Raw genomic sequence first — 18,441 nt, 5'->3', positions numbered from 1 at the left:
GACAAATGACCAATAACGAAGTTGACAAAATAGCCGTTAATATAGTAATCAGTCTGGTTGCAAATGTGATTGAGTGAATTATCCTGCACCATCCCCAGAACTTGACCTAGGGACGATATTTCCCTTTGAACTGGATCAATTCCAGAAAGATGCGATCGCGTCCCTGAACGCTGGACGCTCCGTAGTTGTATGTGCCCCCACAGGTTCGGGCAAAACATTAGTAGGCGAATACGCCATCTTTCGCGCCCTAGCGCGAGGAAAACGTGTCTTCTACACTACTCCCCTAAAAGCGCTGTCGAATCAAAAATTACGTGACTTCCGCGAAAAATTCGGGTTTGATCAAGTCGGACTGTTAACCGGAGATGCCTCCATTAACAGAGATGCACCGATCTTAGTCATGACCACAGAAATTTTCCGGAATATGCTCTATGGCACACCCATAGGGCAAATCGGCATCTCATTAATCGATGTAGATGTAGTGGTACTCGATGAATGTCACTACATGAACGATCGCCAACGCGGCACCGTTTGGGAAGAGTCAATCATCTATTGTCCCCGTGAAGTTCAACTAGCAGCCCTTTCCGCAACCGTTGCCAATAGCGATCAACTCACCGACTGGCTAAATCGCGTCCACGGGCCAACCGACCTAATTTATTCCGATTTTCGCCCAGTTCCCTTAGAATTTCACTTCTGCAATCCCAAAGGGTTATTTCCCCTGCTGAATGACAGCAACACCAAAATTAACCCCCGCTTATCCAACAGAGGGAAGAGAAAACAAGGAGACAGAGGCAAAGGTGGTAGACCAGAAGCACCTGGAATAATTTATACTCTAAGCCATCTCCAACAACGGGATATGCTCCCCGCGATTTACTTTATTTTCAGCCGCCGGGGTTGTGATAAAGCCGTAGCTGAAGTGGGTGATTTATGGCTGGTAAATAACGATGAGTCCCAGATATTGCGGCGACAGATTGATGACTTTTTAACCCGCAATCCCGAAGCTGGGCGTTCTGGACAAATTGCCCCCCTCTACCGAGGAATCGCCGCACACCATGCCGGGATTTTACCTGCTTGGAAAGTTTTAGTAGAAGAACTATTTCAACAGGGATTAATTAAAGTAGTCTTTGCTACCGAAACCCTCGCAGCGGGAATTAATATGCCCGCCCGAACAACGGTAATTTCCACCCTTTCTAAGCGTACTGATAACGGACATCGCTTATTAAACGCTTCGGAATTCCTGCAAATGGCAGGTAGGGCCGGCCGCCGGGGCATGGATAAACAAGGTCATGTAGTTACAGTCCAAACTCCTTTTGAAGGAGCCAAAGAAGCAGCGTATTTGGCCACTTCCAAACCAGATCCCCTGGTAAGCCAATTTACACCCAGTTATGGGATGGTACTGAATCTACTGCAAACCCACACTATCGAACAAGCCAGGGAACTGATAGAACGCAGTTTTGGGCAGTACATGGCCACCTTGCATCTAAGGCCAGATTATGATGAGATTGCCGCAGTAGAAGCACAATTAGCCCAACTGCAAGCCCAAATTGCCGCAGTCGATGAAAATGAACTGGCTATTTATGAGAAATTGCGGCAACGCCTCAAAGTAGAACGCCAGTTATTGCGAACACTGCAAGAGCAAGCACAGGAAGAACGACAAGAGCAATTGTCGATGATGTTGGGCTTTGCAGTGTCGGGGACGCTATTGAGTCTCAAGGGTAAAAACATCACAGTACCGACACCCGTGACAGCGGTGTTAATTGAACAAACGCCAGGTAGTGGCGAAACCCATAACTTAGTCTGTTTAGGAAAAGATAATCGTTGGTATGTCGCTAATGCCGTAGATGTAGTTGATTTATACGCCGAACTCCCACGGGTGGAAGTACCACTACAGATACTGCCGCCGCCTGATTTGCTCTTGAAACCAGGACAGTCACGTCGTGGTAACGAAGAAACCGCAGCAATTGCCCAACAGATTCCCAATGCGGAAGAGTCTCTGTATCTGCCACCAGAAGTTACAGAACAACTTAGTCGTGTTGCAGCTGTGCAAGCACAATTAGAGGCGCATCCCCTACATGAATCGGGCAATGCTGGCGCTATTTTTAAACGTCAGGCACGTTGTATCGAACTAGAAGCAGAACTGCAAGTGTTGCAAGGGCAAGTAGCGCAACAATCCCAACGTTATTGGGAAGAATTTCTCAGTTTAATAGAAATATTACAGCACTTTGGCTGTTTAGATAACCTAGTGCCCACAGCATTAGGGCAAATTGCCGCAGCCATCCGGGGAGAAAATGAATTGTGGTTGGGTTTAGTATTTGCCAGTGGTGAATTAGATAACTTAGATCCCCACCATTTAGCAGCCTCAATTGCCGCTTTAGTGACAGAAACCCCTCGTCCTGATAGCAAGGTACACTTCGATCTCAGTCATGAGGTAGCAGATGCCTTGGCAAAATTGCGAGGAATTCGTCGCCAAATTTTCCAACTCCAACGGCGGTATAATGTAGCACTGCCTATCTGGTTAGAGCTTGATCTAATTGCCCTGCTAGAACAGTGGGCACTTGGTGTAGAGTGGACAGAACTGTGTGAACATACCACCTTAGATGAAGGCGATGTCGTCAGAATTTTACGGCGAACCTTAGATTTACTCTCCCAGATACCCCACGTTCCTAATTTACCCCATGCTTTACAACGCAACGCCTACCGCGCTATGCAGCTAATTGATCGATTCCCTGTGAATGAGGTGGTGGAGTGAAGAGGCAGGGGGCAGGGGGAGAATAACTCTTGACAAATGACAAATAACAAATGACCATTAAAGCGATCGCCACAACCATGTTAGCTTTACTACTGAGTAACTCAACCACCTCAGCAGTTACACAGACAATCAAGCAGCCAATTACCATTGCTCAATCAAAAACCTTATCAGACACTTTGATTGTTCCTGGTGAACGAGTGGGGCCAATGACGCGCAAAACCACCAAGCAAAATTTAATCAAGTTGTTTGGTGCGTCTCGCTTAGTTGATAAAACCATTTCCGGGGCTGAAGGAATTGGTAGTTTTGCCGCTACTCAGGTAAACTTAGGACGCGATCGCTCTTTTTTGGTAGTCTGGAGCGATCGCACTCGCACAAAACCCGTGGATGTGCGTAACATAGGTTCAGCATGGAAAACCTCTGAAGGTATAGGTGTAGGCACAACCTTTAGCCAATTACGCCAGAAATTAGGCAACTTTAAACTCTATGGATTGGCATGGGATTACGGTGGTACAATCTTGTTAGACAGTAGTCGATTGTCCCGCTACCACGGTAAGCTCATCTTGCAAGTAGATGCTGCTCCCGATGCGTATAAAAAGTTTCCCAAAGAATATCAAGCAGTCTCTGGTGACAGCACTTTCTCCGCCACTAACCCCAACTGGAAACCTCTGGGAATGAGGGTATCACAAATCATAGTTACACTCAACCCAAGTCAGTAATGGTAAAAAGATACATCCTAGATTTTGTGGGTTGGGTTGAGGCAATGCGTTACCCAACCTCCGGATATATGTTGGGTTTCGCTCCGCTTCACCCAACCTACGTCTAATGTACTATTTTAGCATTGTCACGCCACTATCTACTTATAGCGTCACTTTGCCCAGCAGATCCCCGACTTCTTCAAGAAGTCGGGGATCTAAATCTATACCTAAGTAAATGGTAAATGTGGTTTTTCTTTGCGTTTTTGCACCTTTACGTGGAAAAAATCACTTATCCTATTACTCAGATCACTACCAAGCCATAAATTATGCTCACGCCTGGTACCATCCTCCGCAACCACTATAAAATCCTCTATGTCCTGGGAAGTGGCGGATTTGGTGACACTTACCTAGCAGTAGATTTAGACTTACCTGACCAGCCAAAGCGTGTAGTTAAACATCTCAAACCAAACTCCGACCCCAGAGTATTACAAATCGTTAGAAGATTATTTGATAGCGAAGCCCAAGTTTTGTATCGGTTAGGCAATGATAGCGATCAAATACCCAAACTATTTGCCCACTTTGAAGAACAAGGCGAATTTTATTTGGTTCAGGAATTTGTTGATGGGGAAGACCTCAGCAAAGAAATCATTGTTGGTAAGAAGTTAACGGAAACAGAAGTCACAAAGCTATTACAAGAAATTCTGGAAGTATTAGCAGTAGTCCACAAAAAGAATATCATCCACCGCGACATCAAACCTCAGAACATCATGCGTCGTCGTCAGGACAGCAAGATAGTCTTGATAGACTTTGGCGCAGTCAAAGAAGTTAACACCATGATGTTGAATACTGAAGGGCAAACCAGTGTTAGCGTGACGATTGGCACGGTTGGTTATATGCCCAGTGAACAAGCAACGGGACAACCAAAATTATGTAGCGATGTCTACGCAGTGGGGATGTTGGGGATTCATGCGTTAACAGGGATACAACCTCATCAACTACCAAAAGACTCCACTGACGGTGAAGTGATTTGGCGTAATGGGGCAAATGTCAGTGAGCAACTGGCTATGGTGTTAAATAAGATGGTGACTTATCACTTTCGAGACAGATATTTTTCAGCAGAAGAAGTGTTGCAAGCACTCCAGCCACCAAAACCACAACGACGACAACCACCGCCACCACCCATACCAACACCAACACCAACACCAACGAAAATAATATTCCCCAACTGGTCACGACGCAGGGTAATTCAAACAGTTGGGTTTGCGAGTGCTGGGTTGGGCTTGGCAATTGTAGTACCGCGTTTGTGGCCGTCTATTTCAGGAGGTTCTAGTAAGCCGTCTCCCGTTTCTAGCAATAGCTTAAAAACCTTTCCATTTGAAACAGTGACGGTGAATGCACAGGGAACCATCACCAACCGCCGCCAGCTTGAAGCTAAAAGATTTATAGAAGACTTGGGAAATGGTGTCACTTTGGAAATGGTGCAGATACCAGGGGGGACTTTCACAATGGGTTCACCGGATGGGGAAGAGAAAAGAGAGAAAGATGAGAGTCCACCGCGTCAGGTAACAGTTCCTGGCTTCTTCATGGGGAAATATGAAGTTACCCAAGCGCAGTATCAAGCAATTATGGGGACAAATCCTTCTAACTTTAAAGGAGAGAAAAAACCTGTAGAAAAAGTGAGTTGGGATGATGCGGTGGAATTTTGCAAGAAGTTGAGTCAGAAGACAGGACGCACCTATCGACTACCTAGCGAAGCGGAATGGGAATATGCTTGTCGTGCGGGGACGACTACGCCGTTTTATTTTGGTGCGACGATTACAACAGATTTAGTAAATTACAACGGGACTTTTACATACGCCTCTGCACCCAAAGGTCAATATCGCAATGAAACAACCCCAGTAGGAACTTTTCCCGCCAACGCTTTTGGGTTATACGATATGCATGGCAATGTTTGGGAGTGGTGTCAAGACCATTACCATGATAATTACAATGGCGTACCGACAAATGGTAAGGCGTGGATCAATGATAATGATAATCAATCTGCCCGTCTGCTGCGTGGTGGTTCTTGGAACTTCGACCCAGGGTACTGTCGCGGTGGGAACCGTGGCTGGAATTCCCCCGACGCCCGTGACGACTATTTCGGTTTTCGCGTCGTTCTTGTTCTCGCGTGAGGACTCCTTTCCCTTTACACTCTTACCCTTTTACCCTTTACACTTCTTTACTTTTTATTACCCCCCGCCGTAGGCGGATAATTTTTTTTAAAATCTGGGCAATTAGCAAGTAGATTTAGATCCAAGTAGGTTGGGTTTCGTTCCTCAACCCAACACTTTCCACAACAATACACAATGTATTTATTGGATTGTACCCATTTTTAATGATAGCGATCACATCAATAATTTTTACTGCAAATAATGAATTTGTTGGGGTTGGACTACGTTCTACCCAACCTACTTTTTCATGACATTACTCTTTACTAATATCGGCATTAAATAATATCTCATCTTCATCGCCCCACATAACATCTATGTACCTTGACATACAGCACGATGAAAACTTGAATATTCCCAATCTTTAGATGAATTTCTTGTAACCGTGGCAGAATAGAATCAGTTAAGAGAATACTTTGCGGGTGTTCCTGAAAATTTTTGCCTCCAGCACGCTCCGCGAACACAAAAGTACCATCAGACTCTGGTAGCTCGATGTGATCTGGTAGAGCAAGATTGTTGGCTGCGATGACCATCGTGTTACCTCACCGAAATCATAAAGGAGCTGATATTAATTATGGCGATCGCCCATAATCATCTATACAAAAGACATAGGAGTGAAAAACACTTAACCTAGCACAGCACGGTGTAAATGACGTTTGCAGCAGAAATTGGATGCACTGCAAGCAGAATGAAAGATCCGTAGCGAGAAAGTGAGGCGAATGGGTAAAGATTTGGCTATTGAGGCTGGTACGGCAGTAAGGTTTCATTTAGAACAACAGCTTTTAGACGAAAAAGCCAGACTCGCACATCTGAATAATGAAATGGACGAACTCGAGTCAGTATTACAATCATCATGACTCAAACAATTATATACACTGATTTAGTGTCAGTTTATACGATTTTAAACCTGTTTAGTAGTTATACTCTTTCTTAGGTTCTACCTGGGAATTAGGAAGTGGCTTTGCCACTTCTTTTTATTTAAATGGTAGCCTAAAAAATAATTAAAAACCAAAAACATTTAACAGTTACCAGTGAACAGTTAACAGTTGTCAGTTACTTGTAATGAGCTACGTCGGGGTGGTCACTAAGCAGTTAGTCAGGCAGGCTCACGGTGACAGTGTTAAATCTCCGAATGAAACCGTGATAACTGTTTACTGTTCACTGATTTAAACTGGCATGGCTTGCCGCACCTCCACGGGTTCCCCAGTCAAACTAAAAGGACGAACTTCGGTGATTTTCACCTTTACCACCTGCCCTTTTATTTGATTAATATCGCCAGTGAAGAAGGTGAGACGATTACCCCGCGTGCGTCCCATGACTTGGGTTTTATCTTTGGGGTTTTGGTCTTCTACTAAGACTTCTTCAATGCGGCCAAAATAACGCTGCGATCGCTCGGCGACTTTGACGTTGACTAAATGGTTTAATCTTTGTAGGCGATCGCTCTTTACTTCCTCACTCAACTGATTGTCCCACAAAGCCGCTGGTGTTCCCGGACGGGGTGAATATGCTGCCGTATTCAACATATCAAAACCGATGTCTGCTGTGAGTTTGAGGGTATTCTCAAACTGTGCTTCTGTCTCCCCAGGAAACCCGACGATCGCATCCGCACTAATCGACGCATCTGGCATATAGCGGCGAATTGTGTCGATAATCCGGCGATATTTTTCGTGGGTATAACCCCGCGCCATAGCTTTCAAAAGTTCGTTGTCTCCAGATTGAAAGGGAATGTGGAAGTGTTCGCACACCTTGGGTAACTCGGCACAAGCCTTAATTAGGCGTTCCGTAAAATAACGGGGATGGCTAGTAGCAAAACGTATCCTTTCAATTCCTGGCACATCATGGATGTAATAGAGTAAATCTGTCAGGGTGTGCAGATGTCGCCCTTCTGGTGTCGCCCCTGGTAAATCACGTCCATAAGCGTCAATATTTTGACCAAGCAAGGTAATTTCCTTATAACCTTGCTGTCCCAATGCTTCTATTTCGGCGCGAATAGCTGCCGGTGTGCGGGATTGTTCCACACCACGCACATTAGGAACTACGCAATAGGTGCAGCGTTCGTTACAGCCATAAATCACATTCACCCAAGCGGTAACGCTGCTGTCGCGGCGCGGTTGGGTGATGTCTTCCATGATGTGAACTGCTTCTGTGGCGACAACTTGGTTGCCCTCCAAAACTGATTCCAGCAAATCTTTAAGACGGTTGGCGTGTTGTGGCCCCATCACCAAATCTAATTCTGGCACACGCCGTAATAGGCTTTCCCCTTCCTGTTGGGCAACGCAACCAGCTAGGATTAATTTTAAATTAGGTTGTTCATGTTTGCGCTTCGCCTGTCTGCCTAGGTAGGAATATACCTTATGCTGGGCATTATCCCGAATTGTGCAGGTATTGTAGAGAATCAAATCTGCATTATTGGGATCTTCTGAAAATTCAAAGCCCATGTCTTCTAAGATGCCAGCCATGCGTTCTGAGTCGGCTTTATTCATCTGGCAACCGAAAGTAGTGATGTGATAGCGGCGTTGAGAAGTGGTCATGGGAAATTAGGTTTAAACAGATTAATGTATATCAGATTGATCTCTATTCTATTAAAGTATAGAAAAAGCAACCTGATTGGGTAGGCGCTCTTATGGTTCAAGAAGCTTTATCCTCAGATTACATTGCTGAGGCTCCAGATATTAACCAGCTAGTGATCGAAGACGATACACCTGTGGATAACTTTCGTTCGGAAAAACAACAACGGCTGTTAACGGAAGTTCTATATAGTTCGTGGCAGACTCCCAAAGGTTCTGAGGCATTTATCGCAGCGGCAAATGTTGGGGTTTTTTATGGGATTGGCTTACCGCCACTAGTGCCAGATGTGTTTCTCAGTCTGGATGTTACCATGCCGGAAGATTGGCGCGAAAAGAAGAACCGGACTTATTTTGTGTCGGAATTTGGTAAAGCACCTGATGTGGCCATAGAAATTGTTTCTAATCGTGAAGGTAACGAACTGAGTAGTAAGTTGGTAGATTATGCTCGGATGGGAATTTAGTACTACGCAGTATTTGATCCCTTGCAACTGTTGGGAAATCAGTTGCTGCATATCTATGAGTTAAGACTGAGACATTATGTAGAGATAGAAGGATTCTGGTTAGAAGGAGTGGGTTTAGGTTTGACGTTATGGGAAGGTGTGTTTGAAGGTAAGCAAGATGTTTGGTTGCGTTGGTGCAACAACAAGAATCATGTTTTGCCGACTGGTGCTGAACGGGCCGAAAGTGCTGAACAACGCGCCCAAACTGCTGAACAACGCGCTGAACAATTAGCAGCGCAACTAAAGGCTTTAGGAATTGATCCAGACCGATTGTAGATTTGAAAACGCAGACGTACGACTTTTTCTCCCCATGCCCAAAAACTCCATCTACTTGCGGGGTGGAGTTTTCATTTGCAAGTCCCTTTTTTGGGCTGGGGTAATTTCATACTAAGAATAGTGGCAAGCCGCTTTGCATCTACATACTTCATAATTCGTAATTCTTGTGACTATATTGTAGTCACCTCGACCCATCAGACTGCTTTTTGTGACGATTTAGTTTTAACGTCAAAAAACATATAAATCATCAAAACTACTTCGATTTTAAGGAATATTTTGGTATGCTGCGATATGAATTGAGAGATTTATTGTATGCCAAAATACAATGTGAACGAAGTTTTAGAGATTATTCAAAATCTTACGGTGGAAGAAAAATTGGAATTGCAAAATTCCCTAGCCAAGATTTTGAGTAATCCGTCCACTACTGGTGTTGTGGAGTCCCATTCCCAAAATATTGAGGGTATTACTATTGGTAGCGGTAACTCCGATATTGCCTTTAATCAATTGCAAGCAGATCGGGGAAGTAGCATCAGTCAAAATAGGACTCAGGCTAGGATTGAGAATGCTAATATCCAAGAAGCCTTAAATTTGCTCTCGAAATTGAAGCAAGATATTGCAGGAAGTAATAGCTTAAACTTGATTGAGAAAAAAACTTTAGAAGTGCCGCTGCAAACAATTGAAGGAGAATTAAACAAGCCTAAACCAGATAAAAACTTGGTAGAACAAGCATTAGAAGCATTAAAAAAAGGTTTAACAGGGGCGGCAGAGATAGCAGAGCCAGTTTTGAAAATAGCTCCTTTACTTGCTAAGGTATGGGTAGGGCTATGAGCCAGGAATTTCCTAGTAATCAAGAAGCTAGGCAAAAAATTAGTCATATCTCAATGGGTGACAGCAACGTTGTTACTCTCAATCAGACTCAAATTCTGCAAATCGCAGTTGATGAGATTAAAACCCGTCAATTTATAGCAACTTCTCCCTACAAAGGTTTAAAGAAATTTGAACCAGAAGACAAAGACCTATTTTTTGGACGGGATCAATTTCTCACGGGTTTGGTAAATGAACTAGAACAAACTAACCTAATTTTGCTATTAGGGGCTAGTGGTAGTGGCAAGTCATCTTTAGTCAGAGCAGGTTTAATTCCTTGGTTGTCTCAAAAATGGGGTTCACGGTTAGTAAACTTTGTGTTTACTCCAGATGTCGATCCATTTGAGTCTTTTTATGCGAGCCTACTGGGTAAATACAAACAAAGCGAAGTCCAAATTGCCCGTGAAGCCAAAGCTGATACTCTTAATCAGGTGCTAACGAGATTAAAGCAGCCTGATGATTATTGGTTTATTTTGATTGACCAATTTGAGGAGTTATTTACTAATAGTCATTTAGAAAAGCGCAACCAATTTATCGCCAGTTTGGTGCAACTAAGCAAAACTAAGCAACATGCTGTCAAAATTGTAGCGACAATGCGGGCTGACTTTCTGGATCGATTGAGTCCTTATCCGCAGTTAGTCAAAGCTACAGATAAGCATCGTCCATTTATTGCCGAAATGCAACGAGATGAGTTGCGATTAGCGATAGAACAGCCAGCAGCCCAGCGTGGGGTGGTGTTTGAAACGGGATTGGTAGAGGAAATTATTACCAATATCGAGGGACAGGCGGGGTATTTGCCGTTGTTGCAATATACGCTGAATTTACTTTGGGAAACAGAAGTTAATCTGAATGCTATTAGCGATCGCACACTCAATATCAATACCTATCGCCAGTTGGGTGGTGTCAGAGGCGCACTCCATCAACGAGTTGAGGCAATATACAACAATTTCACAGCAGAACAACAACTGTGTGTGCAACGCATATTCTTAAAGTTAGTCGAAATTGGCGGGGATGAAGAGTCAGGAACCGACTGGAAACCAGTCCGCAAAAGGGCAATGCGATCTGAGTTTAGCCCAGAAGAAGCAGCAGTATTGACACAATTGATCGACCAAAGCCTGTTGGTAAGTAACTATCAGCCAGAGGCTGACATCTCCACTCTAGAGATTGCCCATGAAGCCTTGCTGACTTCTTGGACAAGGTTACATGAATGGATCGGTGCAAATCGTCAAGCGATCGCCCTCCGTAATCGTTTAAATGAAGATGTCCTCAGATGGCAAAATACGAAAGCAGATGATGAACTGTGGAGTGGATCAAGACTAGAACAAACCCTGGAACTGAGACGGAATGAAGCATTTAACTCCGTTTTGGGTGGGTTTAGTGAAGCTGCGAATCAGTTTATTAATGCTAGTTCAGGACGACGCGATCGCCAACGCCGCAAAACCATCATTGGCTTATCTGCTTTTTCTACTGTGGCATTAGCCTTAGCGACTTTCTCCACCGTTCAATATCAAAGAGCCGAAAGCAGACAAATTACCGCCTTGCGGCAAACCTCAGAGGCTCGTTTTGCTAATAACAGACATACATTTGATGCTCTCATAGATGGCTTAGAGGCGAGCGATCGCTACCAATCACTATTTTTGGGCAAAAATCCCCAAACGCAAGCCGATGTGCAAGCAACCCTAGCAGAAGCCGTCTACTGGACGCGAGAACGCGATCGTCTGCAAGCACATGAGAAAATTGTTCAAAGCGTCATTTTTAGTCCAGACGGTCAAATTCTGGCTACAGCTAGTTACGACAAAACAATCAAACTCTGGCGAACAGATGGCAGTCTGATCAACACTCTACCAGGGCATACCAAACCCGTAACGAGTGTAAAATTCAGTCCCAATGGGCAGATCCTAGCCTCCGCTAGTCAAGATGGTACCGTTATACTTTGGCATCGTGATGGTAAGTATATCAGGACAATCCCAGCCCACAACAGCACAGTTTATAGCGTTAGTTTCAGTCCCGATGGCAAGACAATTGCCACTAGCAGCAAAGATAAAACAGCGAAACTTTGGCAATTAGACGGTAAGTTACTCCAGACATTCAAAGGACATAGTGCAAGAGTCAGGCAAGCGATTTTTATTGCTCAAGATAGAATTATCACCATCAGCGACGACACAAAAATTCGCCTCTGGGGAAAAAATGACAAGCCGATCAAAGAATGGACTGGACATAATAACGCGATTATGAGCGCAGATTTCAGTCCCAAAAGCGGCATCTTGGCAACAGCTAGCTCCGATCAAACAGTCAAACTGTGGGGAAAAGAAGGACAACCGCCCAAAATCCTACCGCATTCAGAACCAGTAAATAGCGTCAGTTTTCATCCAGATGGAGAAACCATTGCTTCTGGTAGTTTTAATGGCACTGTCAAACTCTGGCGGAAAGACGGTACACTCATTGACACCTGGGCAAGTCATGAAGGACAAATTCCCAGCCTCAACTTCAGTCCCGATGGTAAGCTGTTAGCGACTGCGAGTAATGACAAAACTATCAAGCTCTGGCAAGTAAATCGCAGCTTGTTGACTGTTCTGGTGGGACATCAAGGTGCAGCGACGAGTCCCAGGTTTAGCCCAGATAATAGTCAGCAAGTAGTTAGTGTCGGCGAAGATGGCATGATTCGGTTGTGGAGTCTCAAAGGTAAACTACTTTCCACTTGGCCGAGTCAACAAAAGAGTGCGTATGGAGTTGGCTTCAGCCCCGATGGGCGAACAATAGCCACTGGTGGTACTGACGCAACCATCAAACTCTGGAGTCGAGACGGGAAATTTCAGCAAATACTGCAAGGACATACACGTAGCGTCAATACTGTGATTTTCAGTCGAGATATCATTGCTTCTGCTAGTGACGATGGCACAGCTAAACTGTGGAGTCTCGACGGGAAGGAACTTCATACTCTTAAAGGACATAATGGCAGAGTTTTAAATGTCAATTTCAGCCCAGATGGTAAAACTATTGCTACTACAGGTGACGATGGTACAGTCAAGCTGTGGCGTTTAGATGGCACTGAAATCAGAACAATTCCCGCACACAAAAATTCAGTTTGGAGTGTAGGTTTCAGCCCAGATGGCAAAACAATTGCTACTGCTAGTAGTGACAAAACCATCAAAATTTGGAGTTTAGCAGGTAACTTAATCAAAACTCTGAATGAACATAATGCATCAGTACTTGATGTTAGCTTCAGCCCGGATGGCAAAAAAATTGCTACTGCTAGTAGCGACAAAACCATCAAAATTTGGCAACCAGATGGCAAATTAATTACAACTTTAATGGGGCATAAATCGGAAGTCAATGCCGTGAGTTTTAGCCGTGATAGTAAATTATTAGCTTCTAGCAGTGCCGATGGCATCGTCTTGCTATGGGATGTCTCAGATATGAGTTTTACAGGATTCATAGCCAAAGGATGTAATCAAATACATGATTACTTAAAATCCCATCATTCATGTAAGTAACTTCTACTAAACCAGGGGCAGAAAAATGAAAAATAAAGGTACAGGCTGGATTCCAGATTATCCCGATATCAATGACTTTACATTGCAAAGTGAAGCACTGCAAAATTTAACAAATAGAATTCAAAGTCAAAAAGAAACAGGTTCTATTGAAAACCTTGCCAGAAAGATTTCGGAAGCTTTAGGCATTCTAGCAAAAACAGGAAATGTAGATGCAGACAAGCAAAAATTTAGTGAATTGCAAAATGGTTTAGAACAAGAAATTTTAGGAGAAAATAGCCAATTTGTCACCGTGAAACTACATAACGTTTTCCAAGTAGGCATGGCAGACTCAGAAGTTCTACTAATCAAGAATTACTTGCAACGGATTCTTTGGACGTGGAAATTTAATAGCTCAGATAATATCTACGAGATTATGGATATCACGAAGCTAAAAGATGCTACGTTTGATGTTGAAACCAGCAAGATGATCAATCAAGTACTCAATACTCAACAGCGGTTGCAAAATACCATAGATGATCAACATGGTTCAATCGATAAAGATGATATGGAAGCTATCAAAGAATTAGCTGATTTATCAATCATTATCGATTCGCCCTCCTTTCTTAAGGATCTTCCTGATAGATGGCAAAAATGGAGCGATCCTCGAGGAAAAAATCCTCGAGGAGAAACAGAGATATTCACAAAACGTAGCTTTCAACACTTTCAGAGTGGTCAAATAAAATTAATCATTCATCTATTCGAGTTATTAAAGAAATTACAATGTGAGACTTTTGATTTCATAGATATTTTGGATATAGCAAAAATACAAAAAAGTAAAAAAAATATCGAAGACACTATTCAATATCTCAAAGATCATAAGGGTGATATTGTTAATGGTCTTTTGTGTGTCACCAGAAATGGAGGCCGGTGGATTAAAGATTATCATGGTAATGCGATCGCCTTAACTGAAATTACTAAAAAATACGACCCATTGATTGGTGTATCTGATGCTAAGAACGAAGAATGGATAAACAACTCGGAGGCAGAACTAAATAGTATTTTAGAAAAAATCAATGGCTTAGAATCAGTTTTATCTCTAGAAAACGAAGTTAAGCAAACAATAAATAAAATTGCTGGAAAAATATATGATGAGAAAAATATTCCGGAAACCGAAGAAATAGAAGAATATGACGCACCAACTACAATAGCAGCAGCAATTAAGAAAGGTATTGAAGAAAAGATTTCTGAATGGCAAAAGTTTATGAAAGCGGTATATCAAATTGTACCGCCGCAAATACCGCCCCAATCATTAAAAGAAAGAATCGAACCTGTACCGTCACCAAGTCATGATAAATTAATTGAACTTTGTCAGAAAAATTTGATGAATGAAGAATCATCAGGAACAGAAATAGAAAATCAAATTCGCCCATTGATTGATGCAATTATTAAGTTAATTGCACAGGTTTTGATGCCTTTAGCTAAATATGGAAACTTGAATCAAGCAGTAGAGCAAGTAATTAAAAGACTGCACTCTGTAATTGGAGGAGATAATAATCCAGAAAATCAAAAAACAAGAGAATTAATGCGAGAAACTATTGAAGAATATAATTTTCGCTTAATCAGAGATTTTAATCTTATAGAAAATCCTGATTTTTTAAAATTCATGTTAGGGGTGATACTTCAACAGTTGGACGAAATTCACGATAAAAACCAAAGCAGTCAATCTATTGAAGAACAAACAGAAGAAACCAAAAAAGCTAAAAAAGCTAAATTTAAAGAATATTTACAACAAGTTTTGCAGAGCATTGGAAATACATATCCTTTAATATATTGCTTGGTGAAAAAAATAAGTGAATATAATGACGATCAACTGAATGATTTAAGAAAGTTTGTTCGATTTAAAAAAACCTTGTTGGAAATTCAAGAGATTAAGCAGATAACGTCAATTGATGCGAGTAATAACTCGTGTCAGTATACAGAGAGTAATTTGCAGTTACCGATTCATTTTAAACTGCGTAATCAGTTCAGGAAATTACAGGAAGATAACTGTCAGAAAAATCCGCCGGAATCAAAATCTCAAAGAGTATTTTTCTCGTTACCTGAATTTGTTGATCTCAGTTATTGGTGTTCTCCAATTGAAGATCAGGGAAGCATTAACTCTTGTACAGCCCATGCTGGTATTGCTTTAATGGAATATGCTGAGAAAAAAAGTTCGGGTAACTATACTGATGCTTCACCTTTGTTTCTCTACAAAGTTACACGCAATTTAATGCAAGCCGAAGGTGATTCCGGAGCCTCTGTACGCGATACAATGAAAGCAATGGTAGCATTTGGTGTTTGTCCAGAAAATTACTGGAGTTATGACGAAGCTAAATTTGATGAACAACCAACGCCTTTTTGCTATTCCTTTGCTGAGAACTATAAAACTCTCAAATATTTTCGCCTAGATTATGGTAGTATTTCTCGATACACACTGCTTTCGCAAGTAAAAGTGCTACTGGCTGCTGAACTTCCCTGTATATTTGGCTTCACGCTCTACAAATCTGTCTATGATGAAGCTAACACGGTAAAAGGGCATATCCCTCTACCTAATAAACAAGACCGAGTGATTGGCGGTCATACAGTAGTTGCAGTAGGCTATCATGACCGCAAGCCAGTCGAAAATGCAGACGGAATTAAGTCAGAAGGTGCATTGCTAATTCGCAATTCTTGGGGAACGCGTTGGGGTCAAGGTGGCTATGGCTGGCTCCCATACGATTATATCGTCAAAGGGTTGACAGCAGATTGGTGGTCGTTGTTGAAAGCAGAATGGCTGGCTAGCGGACGTTTTGGCGCAGGGGCTAGTGCTTGGAATGCAGATAAGGGAGGAACGCCTGGTGATACAGGAGACGATTAAAAATGAGATATGGTTGTGTGTGGAAGCGATCGCTCATCATGCTGTGAATATTACATCTTCCCCAGGCAAAAAATTTTACGCTGGTTTCCAAGTTCCGTGGAAGCTGGGGGGGATAACGCTGGGTAATTGGAGTTTGCAAACGGGTTCTTGGTCTAGGCGATCGCTCTCAAATACCCAAACTTCGCTACTATGAGAATTACTGTCATATACTACTGTTAACAGCCAATCTTCAACTGGGATGGGTTCCGAGGGATAGCGATTTTCGCCGAAGTCTGCGGTGGTGAGGGTGTTAGTCTTGTGATCAAAACGGGCGATCGCATTTAACAACTCTTGGCTAATATCTGTTCCTCGACGGAATCCAGACATGTATGTATAGCGAGAAACTTGTCCGACATTTTGCTGCGATACCATCGGGAACTCGCAATGTTGGTCTGATAGCTGCTCAATTGCTGCAACTTTGCCAGTTTGGGGATTTAAATTTACTCGTGAGAATGTACTTTTAGCAGCGGTGTGAGTTTCACCTGTAGCTACTTCTTTAAGATATTGGTTTGTGCTAAAGTCTTCATAACGGGCGATATCCACAATCACCACACCTTGATCATCTACATAACCGTTGGCAAAATGCCATTGAAACCAAGGTTCAGTTTCCCCACGACTTACCAAAGATAGTGTTTCGCGGTTAATGACTAAAATCTGAGTACCTAATTGAGGCTGCCATTGTAGCGCATCACTATAGCTACTTACTCCCGTGAGAACGGGAAAAAGATTCAACCTGACTGGGGAAATGAAGAATATTAAATACTGTCCTGCTAAAACAAAATCATGTATTAATGGCACACCGTCTATCTGGTATGCTGCCTTTTGGATAATCCTACCAGTAGCATCGCTTTTATAAACATTCAGTGTCGCATTTAATCCTGGACTAACGCCAAAGTTAAAAATCTCCCCTGTCTGTGCATCCTGCTTGTAGTGTGCAGAATAGCTTAGTCCGTTAGTTAAGCCACCTAAATCATCTTCGCCCCAAGTTTCTAAGGTTTGCAAATCTAAGGCGTGAGGTTTACCTCCTTCCCATAGCGCCAACAGTTTATCTGGAAGTGCCAAAACTGAGGTATTAGCAGCGTTTTTGATTGGTTTGAGCCATTGATTCCATATGAGTCCTGGTGCAGTCATGCCATAATTGCCATACAACAATTTACCTGCTGCGGCTTCTGCTTTGTATCCAGCAGTTTGCACATAGCGATATACTCCCGTGGTGCCTGCATTGGTAAAATGCACAGCCAGAATTGCCCCATCCCCATCAAACCAGTGTCCCATGTGCATTCCGCCGCGTTCTAGGCGTGCTGGTCCATTGCGGTAAAGTGTGCCGCGTAAGCCTTCAGGAATTTTACCAGTGAGGATTGGCAGTTGGGTAGAGGAAAACTCAATTGCTGGTTGGGCGATCGCATTTGCCCAGGATTTTTTGGTTGACTTTTTATTAATTGTGTGCATTTTAAATTAATACTTAAATAAATTACTCTACTCTTATATTTTCATGAAAAACTCCTATTCAGAAAAACCGATAAACAAGGTAAAGGATTTCTCTTGCGATCGCCTGGTCGAGTTCAGGAGATAATGCAGGTGCGATCGTTTTTAAAATTCACGGTTTCCAGACATTTATCCCACTCTGTTTGGCAAAAAGTTGTAATCAGGTAAGGAGCAGCGATGCTTGACTTAGCCAAAATCCAATCAATTGCTCAATCTTATTCTCCCCAAGAAATCTTTGCAGCCTTGGTTTGGCAGCGTCAATTTAATGAGTTTGATGGTAAGGAGGTGATTACTGACCTTTCTAAGCGTACCGATTTATGGGCAAGCTTTTTGTTCACAAAACCAATCTTTGCACCAGATGAAAACGGTCTCAGCTTTGGTGGTGTGATTGATACTCTCTTGGCAATGGCAAACTATCGTCCTATGCCTGAGACTAGCATTATCCATTTCATTGCCTATCCTGCGGATACGCTATACATCATCACAGAGAACCAAGACACAAAGGTGTCTGAACTTTTGGACTTAGGCAAAAAGTGGCGAGCTGACTCGGTAGAAGTAACTGATGGCACGAATGAAGACTACAGTTTCCGGCTGCAGCGCCGATTGAAAACTCGATTAGAGGGGTCGCTATGGGGTCAGGATATTCGACAAGATCGGGATGCGGTTATCGTTTCCTATTGGTGGGACTGAGGA

General features: G+C 42.9%; 9 protein-coding genes and 2 pseudogenes. 8 read left to right on the top strand and 3 right to left on the bottom strand.

Annotation, left to right across the window (positions count from 1 at the left end; genetic code table 11):
* Window positions 1-73 precede the first annotated feature (73 nt).
* The 3 genes from CAL7507_RS27635 (at window position 74) to CAL7507_RS27625 (ending at window position 5,612) form a co-directional block, all read left to right on the top strand.
* On the top strand, window positions 74-2,746 hold the full coding sequence (locus tag CAL7507_RS27635) for an RNA helicase (RefSeq protein ID WP_015131786.1): 2,673 nt from the start codon (window positions 74-76) through the stop codon (window positions 2,744-2,746).
* A 50-nt stretch (window positions 2,747-2,796) separates the two neighbouring features.
* Window positions 2,797-3,462: a hypothetical protein gene (locus CAL7507_RS27630; protein ID WP_015131785.1), complete on the top strand. Its 666-nt coding sequence runs from the start codon at window positions 2,797-2,799 to the stop codon at window positions 3,460-3,462.
* Between the two features lie 305 nt (window positions 3,463-3,767).
* Window positions 3,768-5,612 carry a bifunctional serine/threonine-protein kinase/formylglycine-generating enzyme family protein gene (locus CAL7507_RS27625; protein WP_015131784.1) on the top strand — a complete coding sequence of 615 codons (1,845 nt, stop codon included), beginning with the start codon at window positions 3,768-3,770 and terminating at the stop codon, window positions 5,610-5,612.
* 404 nt (window positions 5,613-6,016) lie between these two features.
* Here the strand turns inward: CAL7507_RS27625 and CAL7507_RS27620 are convergent.
* Window positions 6,017-6,181: pseudogene (locus CAL7507_RS27620) on the bottom strand (Uma2 family endonuclease); the annotation flags it as partial.
* 633 nt (window positions 6,182-6,814) lie between these two features.
* Entirely contained in the window at window positions 6,815-8,179 is a 1,365-nt protein-coding gene (gene miaB, locus CAL7507_RS27615) for a tRNA (N6-isopentenyl adenosine(37)-C2)-methylthiotransferase MiaB (RefSeq protein WP_015131781.1), read from the bottom strand.
* Window positions 8,180-8,271: 92 nt separating this feature from the next.
* On the opposite strand from miaB, the pseudogene CAL7507_RS27610 reads away from it, so the two are divergent.
* From CAL7507_RS27610 to CAL7507_RS32855, 4 genes and pseudogenes are all read left to right on the top strand, one after another.
* Window positions 8,272-8,991, top strand: a pseudogene (locus CAL7507_RS27610) (Uma2 family endonuclease).
* Window positions 8,992-9,303: 312 nt separating this feature from the next.
* The gene (locus CAL7507_RS27605) at window positions 9,304-9,819 is read left to right on the top strand and encodes a hypothetical protein (protein ID WP_015131780.1); all 516 of its coding nucleotides are present in this window, start codon (window positions 9,304-9,306) and stop codon (window positions 9,817-9,819) included.
* A complete protein-coding gene (locus CAL7507_RS27600) occupies window positions 9,816-13,349 on the top strand; it encodes a WD40 repeat-containing protein (RefSeq protein WP_015131779.1) in 3,534 nt (1,177 codons plus the stop codon). Before CAL7507_RS27605 ends, CAL7507_RS27600 begins: the two co-directional genes overlap by 4 nt.
* A 25-nt stretch (window positions 13,350-13,374) precedes the next feature.
* Window positions 13,375-16,224, top strand: coding sequence for a C1 family peptidase (locus CAL7507_RS32855; protein WP_015131778.1), 2,850 nt, complete (start codon window positions 13,375-13,377; stop codon window positions 16,222-16,224).
* A 75-nt stretch (window positions 16,225-16,299) separates the two neighbouring features.
* Here the strand turns inward: CAL7507_RS32855 and CAL7507_RS27590 are convergent, their stop codons facing one another.
* On the bottom strand, window positions 16,300-17,712 hold the full coding sequence (locus CAL7507_RS27590; protein WP_015131777.1) for a carotenoid oxygenase family protein: 1,413 nt from the start codon (window positions 17,710-17,712) through the stop codon (window positions 16,300-16,302).
* Between the two features lie 213 nt (window positions 17,713-17,925).
* Between CAL7507_RS27590 and CAL7507_RS27585 the strand changes: the two genes are divergently transcribed.
* Window positions 17,926-18,438, top strand: coding sequence for a hypothetical protein (locus CAL7507_RS27585; protein WP_015131776.1), 513 nt, complete (start codon window positions 17,926-17,928; stop codon window positions 18,436-18,438).
* The last annotated feature ends 3 nt before the right edge of the window (window positions 18,439-18,441 follow it).

Origin of the sequence: Calothrix sp. PCC 7507 (assembly GCF_000316575.1) — a bacterium.
In the GTDB taxonomy this organism is placed as follows: Bacteria; Cyanobacteriota; Cyanobacteriia; order Cyanobacteriales; family Nostocaceae; genus Fortiea.
This window is presented reverse-complemented; position numbering and strand designations above follow the sequence as displayed.